Here is a 17,829-nt window from a genome sequence, read left to right on the forward strand (position 1 = left end):
TAACGGCCTCTTAAGCCGTGGTAACGCGCATGGCCCCGCACCGGATCGGGGCGAGGCCATGCAGGTCAACACAAATCAGTTGAACAAGCCGTAGAAGAATAGACGGATGCTATCCCACATGCGGCGGAAGATACCACCCTCCTCGACGCCATCCAGAGCGATCAGGTCGGCGCTGTGCACCACCTTGTCTTCCAGTTTGACTTCGACTTTACCGATCACGTCGCCCTTGGCGATTGGCGCGGTCAGTTGCGGGTTCATGGTCATGCTGGCAGCGAGCTTCTTCAACTGGCCTTTCGGCAGAGTCATGGTCAAGTCTTGAGCCAGGCCGGCCTTGACTTGATTGGTGGTGCCTTTCCACACCGGGGCCTGAGCCAGTTCGGTGCCCTTCTGATAGAAGGTCTGGGTTTCGAAGAAGCGGAAACCGTAGGTCAGCAGCTTCTGGGTTTCAGCGGCACGAGCCACTTCGCTGTTGGTACCGAACACTACGGCGATCAGACGCTGGCCATCACGTACAGCCGAGGACACCATGCAGTAGCCGGCTTCGTCGGTGTGACCGGTTTTCAGACCGTCGACGGTCTTGTCGCGCCACAGCAACAGGTTGCGGTTAGGCTGTTTGATGCCGTTCCAGAAGAACTCTTTCTGCGAGTAGATCGCGTAGTGAGCCGGGTCTTCGTGGATGATCGCGCGAGCCAGGATCGCCATGTCGTGCGCCGACGAATAGTGCTCAGGGTTCGGCAGACCGGTCGGGTTCATGAAGTGGGAGTTGGTCATGCCCAGATCGGTGACAGTCTTGTTCATCAGGTCGGCGAACGCATCTTCGCTGCCGGCGATGTGCTCGGACAGCGCCACACTGGCGTCGTTGCCGGACTGGATGATGATGCCGTGCAGCAGGTCGCTGACAGTCACCTGCGAGCCGACTTTGATGAACATCCGCGAACCGCCGGTACGCCAGGCGTTTTCGCTGACAGTCACCGGATCGTTTTCACCGATCTGGCCACGACGGATTTCCAGCGTAGCGATGTACGCGGTCATCAGTTTGGTCAGGCTGGCCGGCGGCAGACGCTGGTCACCGTTGTTCTCGACCAGCACGTTGCCGCTGCTGGCGTCCATGAGCACGTAAGCCTTGGCGGCCAGTTGTGGTGGCGATGGCATCATCTCGGCCGCGAAGGCGGCTGGCGAGAGGAGCAGCGGGACTAGCAGACACAGGCGTTTGGCAAAGGTGGTGATGTTCATCCGTCTCTCGAAATCGCTAATGGAAACTTGCCCAAGGGCAAAAACTAATCAAATAACCTTCTAACGGGTTATCGCGTGTTCAGTTGCTCACTCCAGTCACCCTTGCCGGGCTTTTGTTCTTCGACGAGCCAACAACCTGATTCACCCCCCAATCGCTGGTGAATCGTCAATCAAGTCCTACGTATTACTTACTCGGTGACCACACTTGGCGAACCAAGGTTGGCCAGGCGCACGCTGTTCTGGACCTGGGCAATTTCACCCGGCGAGCCGATCGGCCCCAGGCGTACCCGGTGCAGGGTCTGCTGATTGCGCACGATCGAGCTGATGAACACCGGAGCGCTCACCATCCCGCTGAGCTTCGACCTCAGGAGTTCTGCAGCGTCCGGGTTGGCGAACGCGCCCACCTGCAGATACTGGCCAGACGCTGTTGCAGAAGCGTTTTTTTTTGCGTCGAGCTGAACTGGCACAACAGCCGCGGCGTGTTGCTGCGGCGGGGGAGTCCATTGCTCGACGGTGCCGGCCGAAGCCGTGATCACCGGGGCGCTATTCTGCGCGACTTGCGGCTCGTTGAGCATCAAAGGCGCCGGACGGCCCTTGGCGGCCCACCATTGCTGTGGATCGATGCCTTCAACCTTGACTCGCGCGGTGCCGGTTTCGGCGTAACCGAGTTTCTTCGCGGCGGCATAGGACAAGTCAATGATGCGATCAGAGTAGAACGGCCCACGGTCGTTAACACGCAGGATCACCGTACGGTTATTGTCCAGGTTGGTCACCCGAACGTAACTTGGCAGTGGCAATGTCTTGTGGGCGGCACTCATGCCGTACAAGTCATAGACCTCGCCGTTGGCGGTGTTCTGCCCGTGGAACTTGGTGCCGTACCAGGACGCGGTGCCGGAAGCGACGTACGTCTTGGATTCCTGCAACGGGAAGTAGGTCTTGCCCAGCACCGTGTAAGGGTTGGCCTTGTACGCGCCGGTATGCAGGGTCGGCGTGGCATCAGGAATGCGCGAGACATCGACGTCCCACCACGGCGCGCCATCTTTGTGGGCGCGGTTGATGTCCAGCCCCGGCTGTGCGCGCACAGCGGTAGACGGTGCTTTTTGAGTCGGGGTACGGCTGGTCGAACAACTGGCGACCAGCACCGCCAACGCAGTGAATGCCACCAGCTTCAGGGGTTTATTGATAGGCAATGCCCGCATTACTTGACGCCCCGTGCTTGTACCAGCTGTTCAGACAGTTGATGTACGGCCATGGCGTACATCACGCTGCGGTTATAACGCGTGATCGCGTAGAAATTCTTCAGGCCCATCCAGTATTCAGGGCCGTTGTCGCCTTCGAGGCGAAATGCAGTGACCGGCATGTCATCGCGCAGCGCATCATGACTCGACCAGCCCAGCGCTCGCAACTCCCCGACGGTCTTTGTCGGTTCGATGCCGGTGGTCAGGCCTTCATCGACCTGCTCGCCGCGCACATCGGCGCGGCTGACCACAGGCTCGCCAGCGACCCAGCCGTGGCGCTTGAAATAACTCGCGACGCTGCCGATCGCATCATCCGGGTTGTTCCAGATATTGATGTGGCCGTCACCGTCGAAATCCACCGCATAGGCGCGAAAGCTGCTCGGCATGAATTGCGGCAGGCCCATGGCCCCCGCGTAGGAGCCTTTGAGGGTCAACGGATCGACCTGCTCTTCGCGCGCCAGCAGCAGGAACTCACGCAGTTCCTTGCGGAAAAATTCGGCACGGGGAGGATAGTCGAAACCGAGGGTGGACAAGGCATCGATCACCCGGTAATTACCGGTATTACGCCCGAAAAAGGTCTCAACGCCGATGATCGACACGATGACTTGTGCCGGCACGCCGTATTCCTGCTCGGCACGGGCCAGCGTGGCCTCGTGCTGGCGCCAGAAGTCCACACCACGGGCGATACGCGCGTCGGTGATGAACATCGGGCGGTATTCTTTCCACTGCTTGACCCGTTCGGCGGGCCTGGAGATGGCGTCGAGAATCGCCTGTTTGCGCGCTGCCTCGCGGAACACACCCATCAGTTGCTCACCGGCGAAACCGTAGTCGCGGGTCATTTCACCGACGAATTCGGCCACCTGAGGCGAGCCTTCGTATTCGCCGGCCAGCGCTTCCTGCACGCTGCCCAGGAGGCCTACCAGGCCAACCCATGGCGCGCATCGAGTCGCCCAGCCACGCATTACTTGCATTGAACTCTTCACCTTATTCAAACCTGTGCGATCCACTTGCGATGGGTATGGATCGACATCAAAACCCCAAACGCTGACAGCAGCGTCACCAGCGAAGTTCCTCCGTAGCTAATGAACGGCAACGGCACCCCTACGACCGGCAACAGGCCACTGACCATACCGATGTTGACGAAAACGTAAACAAAAAACGTCATGGTCAACGCCCCGGCGAGCAATTTGCCGAACAGCGTTTGCGCCTGAGCGGTAATCACCAGCCCCCGGCCAATCAACAGCAGATAGATCAAAAGCAGCGCGCAGATGCCGACCAGCCCGAACTCTTCACCCAATACCGCAATGATGAAGTCGGTGTGGCTTTCCGGCAGGAAGTCCAGATGCGACTGAGTGCCGAGCAACCAGCCCTTGCCGAAGACGCCGCCAGAACCGATCGCGGCTTTCGACTGAATGATGTTCCAGCCTGTACCGAGCGGATCGCTTTCCGGGTCGAGGAACGTCAGGATCCGTTGCTTCTGGTAGTCGTGCATGATGAAAAACCACATCGCCACCGACACTGGGATCGCAGCGGCCAGCACGCTGAGGATCCAGCGCCAGCGCAGCCCGCCCATGAACAGTACGAACGCTCCGCCGGCCAGAATCAGCAGCGAGGTGCCGAGGTCCGGCTGGCGCACGATCAGAACGAACGGCACACCGATCAGCATCAGGCTGATGCCAACGTGCTTGAGCTGTGGCGGCAAAGTGCGTTTGGACAGATACCAGGCAATGGTCGCCGGCATCAGAATCTTCATGAATTCCGAAGGCTGGAAGCGGATCACCCCGGGAATGTTGATCCAGCGTGTGGCGCCCATCGCGTTGTGGCCCATGATGTCCACCACCAGCAGCAACACCACGCCGATCACGTAGCCAAGCGGCACCCAACGGGCCATGAAGCGCGGTTCAAACTGGGCGATGACGATCATCGACACCAGACCGATGCCGAACGAAGTGGCCTGTTTGGCCAGCAAATCCCAGCTCTTGCCACTGGCCGAATACAGCACGAACAGGCTGCCGGCGGCGAGGATCAGCAGCAGGATCAGCAACGGGCCATCGATATGCAGTCTTTGTAGCAGCGTCGCGCGGCGACGCATCACATCCTCGCTGGAGAGCATGCGATCAAAATTATTCATCACGGGCCGTAGCCTCCGCACTGATTGGGCTGGCGTATTCGGCCTTCAAACGTCCGTCCTGATCGAGCAGCCAGGCGTCCATGACCTGACGAACTACCGGGGCGGCGACGCCGGAACCGGACTCACCGTTCTCGACCATCACAGACACGACAATGCGCGGATCATCGGCCGGGGCGAAACCGACGAACAAGGCGTGGTCGCGATGGCGCTCCTGAACCTTGGAACGGTCGTACTTCTCGCCCTGTTTGATCGCCACCACCTGGGCAGTACCCGACTTGCCGGCGATCCGGTATTGCGCGCCGATGGCCGCTTTTCGCGCGGTACCCCGGGCGCCATGCATGACCTGTTGCATGCCGTGGTTGACCTTGGTCCAGTCCGACGGATCACGCAGAATGATGTTCGGCATCGGGTTTTCGTCCACCGGCTTCACCCCTTCCAGCGATTTGGCCAGGTGCGGTCGGTTCCACACGCCTTTGTTCGCCACCAGCGCCGTGGCCTGAGCCAGCTGCAGCGGGGTCGACTGCATGTAGCCCTGGCCGATCCCGAGGATGAGGGTTTCGCCCGGGAACCAGGCCTGCTTGCGGGTCGCTCGTTTCCATTCACGGGACGGCATCAGGCCCGGGGATTCTTCGAACATGTCCAGCGAGACCTTCTGGCCGATGCCGAACTTGTTCATGTAAGCCGACAACCTATCAATGCCGAGCTTGTGCGCCAGATCATAGAAGTAGGTGTCGTTGGAACGCATGATCGCCGTGTCGAGGTCGACGAAGCCGTCACCGGTGCGGTTCCAGTTGCGGTATTTGTGGTCGTAGTTGGGCAGCATGTAGTAGCCCGGGTCGAACACCCGGCTGGACGCCGTCACCACGCCCGAATCGAGACCGGCAATCGCCACCGCCGGTTTGATCGTCGAACCCGGTGGGTACAGACCGCGCAACACGCGGTTAAACAGTGGCCGGTCAATGGAGTCACGCAACTCGGCGTAGGCCTTGAAGCTGATCCCGGTGACGAAAAGGTTCGGATCGAAGCTCGGCTGACTGACCATCGCCAGCACTTCGCCGGTCTTTGGATCGAGCGCAACCACCGCGCCACGGCGCCCGCCCAGCGCGGCTTCGGCAGCTTCCTGCAACTTGATGTCCAGGCTCAGGACGATGTCCTTGCCGGGAATCGGATCGGTTCGCTTAAGCACGCGCAAGACGCGGCCACGGGCATTGGTCTCGACTTCTTCGTAACCCACCTGCCCGTGCAGTTCCGGTTCGTAGAAACGTTCAATACCGGTTTTGCCGATGTGGTGGGTGCCGCTGTAGTTGACCGGATCGAGGGTTTTCAGCTCTTTCTCGTTGATCCGCCCCATGTAACCCACCGAGTGCGCAAAGTGCGCGCCCTGCGGGTAGTGGCGAACCAGTTGCGCGACCACTTCAACGCCCGGCAGACGGAACTGGTTCACCGCGATACGAGCGATCTGCTCTTCGGTCAGCTCGAACAGGATCGGCACTGGCTCGAACGGCCGGCGCCCCTGACGCATGCGCTTCTCGAAGATCCCCCGGTCTTCGGGCGTCAGCCCCAGCACTTCGACGATGACGTCGAGCACTTGCTGCCAGTCGCCGGAACGCTCGCGGGTCATGCTCAGGCTGAAGCTGGGACGGTTGTCCGCCACCACTACGCCGTTGCGGTCGAAAATCAGCCCGCGCGTCGGCGGAATCGGCTGCACATGTACGCGGTTGTTTTCCGACAGGGTCGAGTGATACTCGTACTGGATCACCTGCAGGAAATACAGCCGCGCGATCAGCACGCCAATCAGCATCACGATCACAATGGCCCCGAACACGACGCGGCTACGCACCAGGCGTGCGTCCTTTTCGTGGTCCTTGATGCGGATCGGCTGAGACATGTGGGCAGGCTTACTTGTGGTAAGGGTGACCGGACAGCACGGTCCAGGCACGGTACAACTGTTCGCCGATCAGAATCCGCACTAGCGGGTGCGGCAGCGTCAACGGTGACAACGACCAACGCTGATCAGCGCGGGCACAGACTTCCGGCGCCAGCCCTTCCGGGCCACCGACCATGAAATTGACCGTGCGTGAATCCAGGCGCCAGCGGTCGAGTTCGACCGCCAGTTGCTCGGTGCTCCAGGGTTTGCCGTGGACTTCCAGCGTGACGATCCGCTCGTTCGGCCCGACCTTGGCCAGCATGGCTTCGCCTTCCTGGCGGATGAAACGGGCCACGTCGGCATTCTTGCCACGGGTATTGAGCGGTATTTCCACCAGTTCCAGCGCCAGCTCGGACGGAAGACGCTTGGCATATTCATGCCAGCCTTCTTCCACCCATTTGGGCATGCGTGAACCGACGGCGATCAGTCGCAGTCGCACAGCAATCCCTTACAGCTGGTCTTTGTTGAGCTTGGTGAAATGCTCGTGGGTGTTTTCCGGGCTGTGGTGGGCAGCGCTGGCCGAACGGCTTTGCTCGGCACCGGCCCACAGGCGTTCCAGGTCATAGAACTGGCGAGCCGAGGCGGTCATCATGTGCACGATGACATCGTCCATATCCAGCAGCACCCAGTCGCTGTCGCCCTTGCCTTCTTCACCCAGTGGCTTGACGCCTTGGGCTTTGACGGCTTCGCGAACCTTGTCGAGCATCGCGCCGATCTGACGGTTGGACGTACCGGTGGCGATGATCATGTAGTCGGTGATGCTCTGCTTCTCGCGCACATCGATGATCTGGATGTCTTGCGCCTTGACGTCTTCCAGGGCTGCAACGGCAACCTTGACCAGCTCGTCGCCCTTCAGCGGCTCGTTGGAGCTGGCCACTTCTGGCAGCGGAGCGCTTTTGAATGTGCCTTTGCGCTTAACTTTCTTTACGTTGTCAGTCATATAAAACTCGTTTTGCTCATGTATTCGGCGCCTCGTCACACGTAGATCGTGTTACTTGAGCACGCCTTGTTCAATTCGACGCACGGTACAGACCGTGCGCATCGATGTAGGCCAGGACCGCGTCGGGCACCAGGAAACGTACCGACTTACCGCTGGCCAGCAGTTGACGGATCTGGGTGGCGGAGACCGCGAGCGGTGTCTGCCAGACGAATGCAATCTGTCCGCTCGGCCCTTTCAGGGCCAGCGGGTCGCTCACCGAACGCGCTGCCAGCAGGTTGCGCAAGGCATCCGGCGGTTCGCTGTCGGCGTCCGGGCGCTGTAGCACCAGGATGTGGCAATGCTGGAGCAACTCTTCCCAGCGGTGCCAAGTGGGCAGGCCGCAAAATGCGTCCCAGCCCAAAAGCAGAAAAACCTGGGTCTCGGCGGCCATTTCGGCACGCATCAACTCCAGGGTATCAATAGTGTAAGACGGTTTGTCCCGCTGCAATTCGCGGGCGTCTACCACCAGCGGCGGCACTCCGGCCACCGCGCACTCAACCATCGCCAACCGATCCTGCGCCGACACCTGCGGCGTATCGCGGTGTGGCGGTCGCGCGCTGGGCGTCAGGCGCAGTTCATCCAGTGCCAGCGCTTCGGCCACTTCCAGGCCTCCGCGCAAATGGCCGATGTGCACCGGGTCGAACGTTCCGCCCAGGATGCCAATGCGTCGTGGGCGGGACTCGCTGCCGGGCTGCGGCGCTGTCAGGTCGAGGTCGGTCAAGTCAGACCGTCGCCTGGCCGCGCAACTGGCCATCACCGACCACGATGTACTTCTCGCAGGTCAGTCCTTCGAGGCCCACCGGGCCGCGGGCGTGCAGCTTATCAGTAGAAATGCCGATCTCGGCACCCAATCCGTATTCAAATCCATCGGCGAAGCAGGTCGGGGTGTTGATCATCACCGACGCCGAGTCGACTTCCGCTACGAACCGGCGGGTGTCGGCGAGGTTTTCGCTGACGATCGAGTCGGTGTGGTGGGAGCCGTAATGGTTGATGTGCTCAATAGCCTGATCCAGACCGTCGACCACGCGGATCGACAGGATCGGCGCCAGATACTCGGTGTTCCAGTCGTCTTCGCTGGCCGCGACGGCTTCGATGATTGCCCCGGTGCGCTCGCAACCACGCAGCTCGACGCCTTTTTCGCGGAACTGGGCTGCCATCGACGGCAGGAAATCCTTCGCAACCGTTTGATCGACCAGCAAGGTCTCCATCGCACCGCAGATGCCATAACGGTAAGTCTTGGCATTGAAGGCGATACGCTGGGCCTTCGGGAGGTCGGCGTGCTCGCTGACATAAACGTGGCAGATGCCGTCCAGATGTTTGATCACCGGCACTCGGGCATCACGGCTGATACGTTCGATCAGGCCACGGCCACCGCGCGGCACGATCACATCGACGTACTCGGGCATGGTGATCATCGCGCCAACGGCGGCGCGGTCGGTGGTTTCGACAACTTGCACCACGGCTGCTGGCAACTCGGCCTCGGCCAGACCGCGCTGAATGCACGCGGCAATCGCCCGGTTGGAATGAATCGCCTCGGAACCGCCGCGCAGGATGGTCGCGTTGCCGGATTTCAGGCAAAGGCTGGCGGCGTCGATGGTCACGTTGGGCCGGGACTCGTAAATGATCCCGATCACGCCCAGCGGTACGCGCATCTTGCCGACCTGAATCCCCGACGGGCGGAAGCTCATGTCACGGATGGAGCCGACCGGATCCGGCAGCGCCGCGACCTGGCGCAGGCCGACGATCATGCCGTCGATACGCGCCGGAGTCAGTTCCAGACGTTCAAGCAACGCAGGCTCCAGACCATTGGCGCGACCGACAGCCAGATCCCGTTCGTTGGCTACCGCCAGCTCCGTGCGAGCGGCGTCCAAGGCATTGGCAGCAGCCTGCAAGGCGCGGTTTTTCTGCGCGGTGCTGGCACGGCCAATGACCCGGGAAGCTTCGCGGGCGGCGCGACCCAATCGGGTCATGTAGTCAAGAACGGACTCAGTCATGGTCTGCTGGGGTCTTGGCAAAGAGGAAAGCGGCAGATTATAGCTGTCGCGTCCCGGGACTAACAGCGGTGACGGGCGGATGGTCGAAATGGACTACAAATTGCCGATGTTCAGCCGGGATTAAGCCTCAAATTGTTATCATCTCGACCTCATTCAGCCTGGATAAACCTTGCCTGCCATGTCCAACCTCACCGTTCGCACCCGTGACGAGCGCCTGCCACTGGGACTTCCGGACGCTTTTTTCGACCGTGACGCCCAAGTGTTAGCGCAGGATCTGCTGGGCAAACTCATCCGCCACCGGGTCGGCGATTTGTGGCTCAGCGCCCGAATCATCGAAACCGAAGCCTATTACTGCGCGGAAAAAGGCAGCCACGCGTCCCTTGGCTACACAGAAAAGCGTAAGGCTTTGTTTCTGGATGGCGGCCACATCTATATGTATTACGCCCGTGGCGGCGATTCGCTGAACTTCAGCGCGCAAGGGCCGGGCAATGCGGTGTTGATCAAATCCGCCTATCCGTGGGTTGATGAGATCAGCGGCCCGGACAGTCTGGCGCAAATGCTGCTGAACAACCCTGATGCTCAAGGTCGCCCGCGCCCGCCGCAGAAGCTCTGCGCCGGCCAGACCTTGCTCTGCAAGGCGCTGGGACTGAAAGTGCCGGTGTGGGACGCCAAGCGCTTCGATCATGACCTTTTGCTGGTGAAAGAGGCCGGACCTGCGCCCTCGCACATCATTCAAACCACCCGCCTGGGCATCCCCCACGGCCGGGACGAACACCTGATGTACCGCTTCGTCGACGCCGCTTATGCGCAATGGTGTACGCGGAACCCGCTGCGCCGGGGCCAGGTCGAAGGTCGCGATTATTTTCTGCTGTGAACACACCCTTACGGGGTGATCAATGAAATGGAGTGGTTTGTATGGGCCCATGGCTCGATAGCGTTACCGGCTGGCTGGCGGCCAACCCTCAGTGGCTGGCCGTGGCGGTGTTCATTGTTGCCCTTGTCGAATGCCTGGCGATTGCCGGACTGATTGTGCCCGGCACCGTGTTGCTGTTTGCCGTGGCGGTGCTGGCCGGCAGCGGCGCGCTGTCGTTGAGTGAAACCCTGTTGCTGGGTTTTCTCGGCGGCATCCTCGGCGATTTGATCTCGTACTTCCTCGGTCGCCACTTTCACCAGAACATCCGAAGACTGCCGGGCCTGCGCCATCATCCGGAATGGATGGCCGGCGCCGAAAGCTATTTCCAGCGCTACGGCATTGCCAGTCTGTTGGTCGGACGCTTCATCGGCCCGCTACGCCCGATGCTGCCGATGGTTGCCGGCATGTGCGACATGCCCTTCCCGCGCTTTGCCGCCGTCAGCCTGCTCGCCGCCGCTGGTTGGAGCCTGGCCTATCTGTTGCCGGGCTGGGCCACGGGCGCCGCCTTCCGCCTGCCGTTGCCGGAAGGTTTCTGGCCGGAGGCGGGGATCGTTGCTGGCAGCATCGCGGTAATGGTCGGCCTGAGTGTGAACAGCAGCATGCGCCGCCACCGCCGCGCGACTATCTGGATCAGCAGCATGAGCTTGCTGATCCTGATTGGTCTGTTTATCGGATACCCGTACCTGACGGCACTCGACCAAGGCGTGATGACGCTGGTGCAAGAACATCGCCAACCCGTGCTGGATGAAATCGCGGTCACGCTGACCCTGATCGGCGAGTTCCGCAACATGCTGCTGTTCAGCATCCTCCTGACCGGCCTGCTGTTGCTGTGCCGGCAGTGGCGTCACGCGGTTTTCGCCGGCGGCACCCTCCTCGTCACCGCGCTGGCGAACACGGGGACCAAACTGTTTTTCGCCCGGGTCCGCCCGGAAGTACTGACCGATCCGATCACCAGCTACAGCATGCCCAGCGGCCATGCCTCGGGGTCGTTCGCGCTGTTTCTGACTCTGGCTGTACTTGCCGGACGCGGGCAACCGCCACGCATGCGCCTGACGTGGCTGCTGGTCGGCTGTATTCCGGCCCTGTCCATTGCCCTGTCGCGGGTTTATCTGGGGGCGCACTGGCCGACCGATGTGCTGGCCGGCGCGATGCTGGCATCGGGCGTATGTGCTGCGGCCCTGTGGCTGAGTCAGCGCCAGACACCGCTCAATGCCATGCCCTTCAAAGTCTGGTGGCTGATCCTGCCGGCGCTGGTGGTGCTGTTCAGCTTCTTCGTCTTTCGCCATCTGCCTCACACACTGCTGCGTTACGCCTACTAGATTCGGCTGCCCTTCCCTTCCCACGCCACTCTTTGAGGACTATTCCGACAAGAGTGGCGCTCCCGCCCTACGCCTGTTTTTTACCTCGCGGTAATTATTCCCAACTTAAAAACACCAACAACTTACATAACACCTAAATAATTAACTTAAGTTACATATTTAATTGCACCACCACAAACTCTCGCCTATCACTGCTCGAAAAATCATTTACATTCAACCCGCCCCACCCTCATCAACATTCAACTCATCAAGTTGAATACAGACGCCAACATTCAGCGTCATTGAATAAATATGCCCGATACAAAATCACGACATTCAAATACCCATAAATGCTATCGACACAGAGCAATCCATGAGTCCAAAAATAACGCGCAAACCGCCCACGTCGACAACACAAACAACTGAACCTAATACTTCTTTGCCGCGACAAACCGACGCCACATCGACACGAATGCCCGGGGCTGTCGACAACCCGTTTACGATCACCCCGAATCAACCACCCGCTCCCCACTCAGCAACCGATCACACCCGGCACCCTGCGGTGCAGGTCACCGAAATGCCGACGCGCACTCCTGTGGACCGCGCGAGCGAAACCTCTATCGATAAATACTGGTTCCCCGACAGTTTTCTGCGGGGCATGCAGGAAGCGGACGCTGACGGCTGGCGTTTTATCGTCGGGCGCAGATTTGTCGACGTCGAATATGAGGGTGTCCTGTGTACCGCTCACGCCGACTACGATGCAAACCTCAACGTCTATCGGTTGAAGACGCTGAAAGACAGGCATGCGCTCGGCCCGATCATCTATAAAAACGATGGCCGGCCAACCTGGCGCCTGACCCTCAACGAAAGCCAAAGGCCCTCTGTCAGCCCTGCACCACAGAACGTCAGCGACGCCGCACCCAAGCGGCCCAATACCTCCGTGGGCGAACTAGCTGATCAACCCCCCGCCGCTAAAAAGCCTCGCCCGGCCGAAGAGCCGATGTTCATCGACCCCAACCGTTACAGTCCTTCGCACCGTTCTCCGGACACCCAGGGTTATTACGAACTCAAGCCAAGGCTTGGGATGAAGGAAACGGACACATTGTTTGCCTTCAAGGATCAATACGCTCGATGGATTCAGGTCGACCCGCCCAGCGCAGGCTTCGGTTCGCATCCCACACATTTGACGCAATGGACCGATCAGGAGATTTGGGAGGCCTTCGCGATTCAAGGCCAGGACATAGAGCGCTTTCGTCTTCAGGCTCAAGCGTCCGGTAAACCACCGCAATGGGCCACCCCCCGGGAAACAGGAAATCCGCTCGATGTATTGATGCGTGATTCCCTGCGCTGGCTGCATCCGTCCATGACCGCGAAGGAACGCGAGACGTTCTTGCAAGCTTACAACCTGTTACCGAGCCAACTGACCCGCCTGCAACAACACATGAAGACAGCGCTGACGATGCCGGAGTGGGCAACGGTGCATAAACGTCTGATGGAAGAGGTCGACAACCCGCACCGGCTTGACCAATACAGCCTGGATGCAATCGAGGAATTGAATCTCAAACGTGAGGCCCGGCATGACTGGTACGACCCGGAAAGCAGCCTGACCGTTGAATTGCGCGAAGCCCTGCTGGCCAAAATGGGTTATCGGCGCAACGCGCAAAACTGCCTTTATCGAACCGATATTCCGGCGCTGTTCAGGGGCGATGAACGCACCCCGTTCGAGCTGGCAAAAGACGACGCCATGCTGCCCCGTTATGCCCACAGACGCGGTGCCACCACGCACAAACCGATGAGCGCCACGTTCAGCCTCAAGGAGGGGCAAATGTACGCCAGCGCGCCAGACCCTGAGTACCTGCGTTTCAACAGCCAAACCAACAAATACCCCGGCAGGGCCGCTGACGATACGCCCCCGAACAGCGATGCCAGCGACGGCAGCGATAGCGACATCAGCACCTCCTCTGCATGGTCCGACCCTGGGAGCCCCGTCGCGATGGATCGCGAACGCAACTACGAACGGATTCGAGAACGCCAGACGGAGATGTTTCTGTATGTCCTGGACACCCGCCAACTGGAAGTGGTCCCGCATGAACAAAACCATATGTTCAATTCATCCGCCCGGGACAACCCAGACACCTGGTTCCCCTCCGATGACCATGAAGGCCTGATTTCCGTGACTCAAAAGGGTCTGGACGCTGACCGGATCTGGTTGCTGGATTCCACGCTGACAAAAGCGGCGAAAGTGCACGACATCCACGACCAGGCCGGCGCAGACGCTGACCGTATTGAAGCGGTGACTCACGCAGGGCGCTCCAACCGATATGAATACGATCGGTTGATCGATGCCGTGGAAGCAGCGGGCAAACCCATACTTAAACTTTCCGGTAATAAAAACGAGTTTGGGGATGACATAACCTGGCCTGAATAAAGGCTCTTAAGTGCATTGGGTTACACCCAGTTTTATTGTTCAGACAACACAACTCGGCAATCAGCAAACCGGTACGGACACCGGGGCGCAATCACGCTTATTTTCAAAGGATTGAATCGTGTCAAAACTTATTGAACCGGCTATTACAGTTTCAACCGACAACATCATTCAGGTAACGCAGATCAGCACTTCGGCCAACATCCACGCGCCGCAGCCAGGAAGAGTCGAAGTAGCAGCCGATACATCCACTTCAACAGCGGACACCGCGCCCCCGGTTGACACTTCCCGACACACGCTCAAATCCCTCGACAAACATTTCGGGCCTTTGCGCATTGGCGAAATCTGGGTCACTCGCGTGGAACTCAACGCGTTGGGCGCCACCGTCAACGGTCAGGCCTTAAGCCCGTCGAGCGCCAATATGAAAACACCGGATCAGGCCTTTCTGAACGCGCTGAACTTTGATTCGGCGACCGTCGACACCCGCCTGAAGCACGCAGACATCTCCGACAGCGGTGTCGTGGCCACCCTCTTCTTTGAAATTGCCTGCAAGCGCTCGGTCGATGCGCCCCCCTTGTTCGTCAGCGCCAAACCGTTGCCCCCCGGCAGCGGGATGGATCGTCTCAACCAACTGAGCAACGCCGCGCAAAAACTGGATATTCATCGGGTCGACTCCCTCGACGACGCACCGGGCTGGATAAGCAGATCCAAAAGTTACCTGATGAGCGGTGCCGGCGTAGGGCTGCAAGCGTTCGGCATTTACAGCGGTTACAGGGGGATGATGGACGCGATAAAGCAAGGCGACTCGCTGGAGGCGGCATATCAGGGCGGATCGATCGCCGCCGAAGTCGGCTCGCTGATTATCGAGCGAGGCCTGACCAAAACCGGCGAAACGATGCTCAGAAACGGCTCGCAGGCCTTTGGCCGATTCCCGCTGACGTCGGCAGGCAAATTCCTGAGTCGGGGCGCCGGCCTGTTTGCCAGTGCGATCACCCTGCCGTTCGACATCAATGATGCCGTCAAGTCTTTCAATGCTGGCGCAGCGACCAGCGGCAAGGAGGCTCAGGATCACTATGTCAGCGGTGGCCTGAGCGTAGCGGGCGCCGGTATCAGTCTGGCGCTGGGCGTGGCGGCACTGGCCGGTTTCGGCAGTGTCGCCGGCCCACTGGGACTTGCTGCGGCGGCCATTCTTATCCTCGGCTCGATGATCTACCAGGCCGCCCGCGTCGTGGACGATATTGACGACTACATCGAACTGAGCACTCACGAACGCATACGCTCCGGCTGGTTCGCCTTCACCGGGAAGGAACTGGATAAAGAAGTGCTGGATCGTTTCAAAATCTCCAAAGCCTTCAGCGATCACACCAAGCAACTGGAGAGTTCGGCAAAAACCTTGCTGGAGGGTGCGTACAAAAATTTTGTGGAATATGTGGTGAACGGCAGTTTCAGCGTTGAACTCAAGCCTTTGAAAGTCTGGCGTCATGAGTGGAACGAGCATGCCGGGGAGTCAGCGTTCAAGCTCGACAGTGAACCTGTCATCGTCGGCGGCGATGACATCATCGATGCACGCGACGGCATACCGCCAAGCCTCAAGGGCAGCGTCAAAGGCGCGCCCGGCGATGACAAAGGGGTGCTTTGGCGACTCGATGACGGTAACGATCAAGTCGTTGGCGTCAAGGACAAGCCCAATCTCTTCAGTTATCGGGAGGGGCCAAAAAACCTGACGGGCGGCGATAAAGCCGATGAGTTTTACTTTGAGACCACCGAGAACGTACTCAACCAGGTGACAGCCCCAGCGCTTGCCAGCACGCTTGATGGCGGCAAAGGTTCCGACACCCTGGCCTTCGAAGGCCGCCGCCCTTTCACGGATACCCGCCACATCGGTTACGACATCAATCTGCACAGCGGAAAGTTGGCGTTGCGCAGCCACACACCCGCTACGGAAGCGGTCGAGCTGGCGCAGATCCAGGCCATCGAAAATATCTCGACATTGCCAAACGGCGTCAGCCGGGTCACCGGGGACGATCATGCCAATCGAATTTCGGCCAATGGCAACGATCACATCGCGACCGGTGCGGGCGATGACACCATCGCCATCCGCGGCGCGGATTGCCGTGTCGATGGCGGCCCCGGCCAGGATCGCTACTACATCGCCGATACCTCGGCTTTGGTCACGCTTATCGAAGATGGCCAACAATCGAGCACCATCGAGTTCGGTTGGCCCATCGAAAGGATTCAACGCTGGCAAATCGTCGGCACCTCGTTGATCGTCAACTCTTTGCGCGGCAAGGACGGTGAAGATCCCGAGCATGTCCTGACCCTCGAAAATGTCTACCAGTGGGTCGAAGGTCAGCGTCACCTGAAAAATGACCAACTGCTGTTCAAAACCCAGGACGGCTACGAGCTGGTGCTTCTCCTGCCCCCACAGATAAATGGATCTGACGATCCAGATGTTGAAGTCGTGATCAGCGTCATGGGCAAACCGTCCGTCAGCCCCGAGATCATCAACGGCGGCACGGCTCCGCTCACCGCGCAGGGATCGAAACGGCACTTTGTGGCACGGACCAACCGTCGGGTGGAGTTTGTTGCCCGCAGCGATCTGGCCGAAACATCCCGTGTCATCTTCCTTGACTTCAAGGACGCTGAAATTGCCGACGTCATCGTCAATTACCAGGTCGAAAAGCGCGATGGCGTATCGGGTAACGCCCACTTGATCTACCGCAACATCGACATTTCGTTGCTGCTTGCCTCGAAGATCGTGACGTTCAAAGGCGTCATCCAGGTCGCCCCACAAGCCAACGGCTACAGCGGTCGAAACAGCCTGAAGGTCACGACTCCGCGCCTGGCCCAAGACATTGTTCTGATCATGCAGGACGGTATCTCGTATCGACTGCAAATGCCCGACATGCCGTATTTGTCAGACGCCAATGAACCCGGCGACAAGATCCGCAGCGCACGAAGCTGCCTGAAGTTTCGTAACGGAAACTATCTGTTTTCCAGCCCCAAAGTCGCGCGCAACATTGCGCTGCCCGCCAAGCCCAGCCGGGTTGATATCGAGGCGACGTCGCACAACGGTATCTATGTACTGAAGGGCGAAAGCTCGACTTACGATATTTACCTTACGAGCAACACAATCATTCACCTGACGACCCCAGGCGCCACGGCAAAAATTGCCGATGCCTCAACCTGGAGCCTCTACACCGGGCAAATGACTGAAGTGATCACCCGCAACGATATTCAACTCGAAGGCCAACGCTTGAATGTTGGCAGCGCATTGATCGAGCTGCCGAGCATAGAAGATGACGCACCGGTCGAGTCTGTCAGCGTGGTGACCCGCTCCGGCAACATCTATGAGGTGGCATTCCTGTTTGAGTTGCTGCAGCTGTACCTGATCAATGCGCAGAGCTACTCCAGCGTCAATGCCCTCCTGGCCGACATGCGCCTGCACAAACAGCGCAATGAGCTGGCGGCTCGAGTCATTGTCCAGAACATTGGCGTGGTACCGAAAATAGACGGCACGGTGTATTACAACTCGACAAAAGACTACTGGGGAATCGACCAGCAACCGACGTACCGGATCAAACCCGAAGACCTGGTTATCGCATCGGCCAGCATTTCTTGATCCTGACTGAACCCGCTTAACGTCAGGCGCCCGGTGTGATGTTCATCGTCACACCGGTGCCAGTCTCAA

At 59.5% G+C, this 17,829-nt stretch carries 13 protein-coding genes; 4 read left to right on the forward strand and 9 right to left on the reverse strand.

Annotated features, from left to right (window positions below; genetic code table 11):
- Positions 1-75: 75 nt before the first annotated feature.
- From ACA074_RS24435 to ACA074_RS24475, 9 genes are all read right to left on the reverse strand, one after another.
- On the reverse strand, positions 76-1,233 hold the full coding sequence (locus tag ACA074_RS24435; protein WP_187678823.1) for a D-alanyl-D-alanine carboxypeptidase family protein: 1,158 nt from the start codon (positions 1,231-1,233) through the stop codon (positions 76-78).
- Between the two features lie 188 nt (positions 1,234-1,421).
- On the reverse strand, positions 1,422-2,432 hold the full coding sequence (locus tag ACA074_RS24440) for a septal ring lytic transglycosylase RlpA family protein (protein WP_401269019.1): 1,011 nt from the start codon (positions 2,430-2,432) through the stop codon (positions 1,422-1,424).
- The gene (gene mltB, locus ACA074_RS24445; protein WP_187678821.1) at positions 2,432-3,442 is read right to left on the reverse strand and encodes a lytic murein transglycosylase B; all 1,011 of its coding nucleotides are present in this window, start codon (positions 3,440-3,442) and stop codon (positions 2,432-2,434) included. The genes ACA074_RS24440 and mltB overlap by 1 nt, the downstream gene beginning before the upstream one ends.
- Positions 3,443-3,459: 17 nt before the next feature.
- On the reverse strand, positions 3,460-4,563 hold the full coding sequence (gene rodA / locus ACA074_RS24450; RefSeq protein ID WP_187678843.1) for a rod shape-determining protein RodA: 1,104 nt from the start codon (positions 4,561-4,563) through the stop codon (positions 3,460-3,462).
- Between the two features lie 31 nt (positions 4,564-4,594).
- A complete protein-coding gene (mrdA, locus tag ACA074_RS24455) occupies positions 4,595-6,490 on the reverse strand; it encodes a penicillin-binding protein 2 (RefSeq protein WP_497677946.1) in 1,896 nt (631 codons plus the stop codon).
- Between the two features lie 10 nt (positions 6,491-6,500).
- Positions 6,501-6,968, reverse strand: coding sequence for a 23S rRNA (pseudouridine(1915)-N(3))-methyltransferase RlmH (gene rlmH, locus ACA074_RS24460; RefSeq protein WP_003185785.1), 468 nt, complete (start codon positions 6,966-6,968; stop codon positions 6,501-6,503).
- A gap of 9 nt (positions 6,969-6,977) precedes the next feature.
- Entirely contained in the window at positions 6,978-7,469 is a 492-nt protein-coding gene (gene rsfS, locus ACA074_RS24465; protein ID WP_401269023.1) for a ribosome silencing factor, read from the reverse strand.
- Between the two features lie 70 nt (positions 7,470-7,539).
- Complete coding sequence (gene nadD, locus ACA074_RS24470; RefSeq protein WP_262410337.1) at positions 7,540-8,262, reverse strand: nicotinate-nucleotide adenylyltransferase; 723 nt, start codon at positions 8,260-8,262, stop codon at positions 7,540-7,542.
- Positions 8,231-9,502: a glutamate-5-semialdehyde dehydrogenase gene (locus ACA074_RS24475; protein WP_497677947.1), complete on the reverse strand. Its 1,272-nt coding sequence runs from the start codon at positions 9,500-9,502 to the stop codon at positions 8,231-8,233. The genes nadD and ACA074_RS24475 overlap by 32 nt, the downstream gene beginning before the upstream one ends.
- Positions 9,503-9,680: 178 nt before the next feature.
- Here ACA074_RS24475 and ACA074_RS24480 point away from each other — a divergent pair, with 178 nt between their 5' ends.
- From ACA074_RS24480 to ACA074_RS24495, 4 genes are all read left to right on the forward strand, one after another.
- On the forward strand, positions 9,681-10,376 hold the full coding sequence (locus ACA074_RS24480) for a DNA-3-methyladenine glycosylase (RefSeq protein ID WP_497679348.1): 696 nt from the start codon (positions 9,681-9,683) through the stop codon (positions 10,374-10,376).
- Between the two features lie 41 nt (positions 10,377-10,417).
- On the forward strand, positions 10,418-11,734 hold the full coding sequence (locus ACA074_RS24485) for a bifunctional DedA family/phosphatase PAP2 family protein (protein ID WP_401269029.1): 1,317 nt from the start codon (positions 10,418-10,420) through the stop codon (positions 11,732-11,734).
- 556 nt (positions 11,735-12,290) lie between these two features.
- Entirely contained in the window at positions 12,291-14,141 is a 1,851-nt protein-coding gene (locus tag ACA074_RS24490; protein ID WP_497677948.1) for a hypothetical protein, read from the forward strand.
- A 118-nt stretch (positions 14,142-14,259) separates the two neighbouring features.
- Entirely contained in the window at positions 14,260-17,760 is a 3,501-nt protein-coding gene (locus tag ACA074_RS24495) for a calcium-binding protein (RefSeq protein ID WP_497677949.1), read from the forward strand.
- Positions 17,761-17,829: the final 69 nt, after the last annotated feature.

It is taken from the genome of Pseudomonas sp. LBUM1655, from assembly GCF_059716085.1.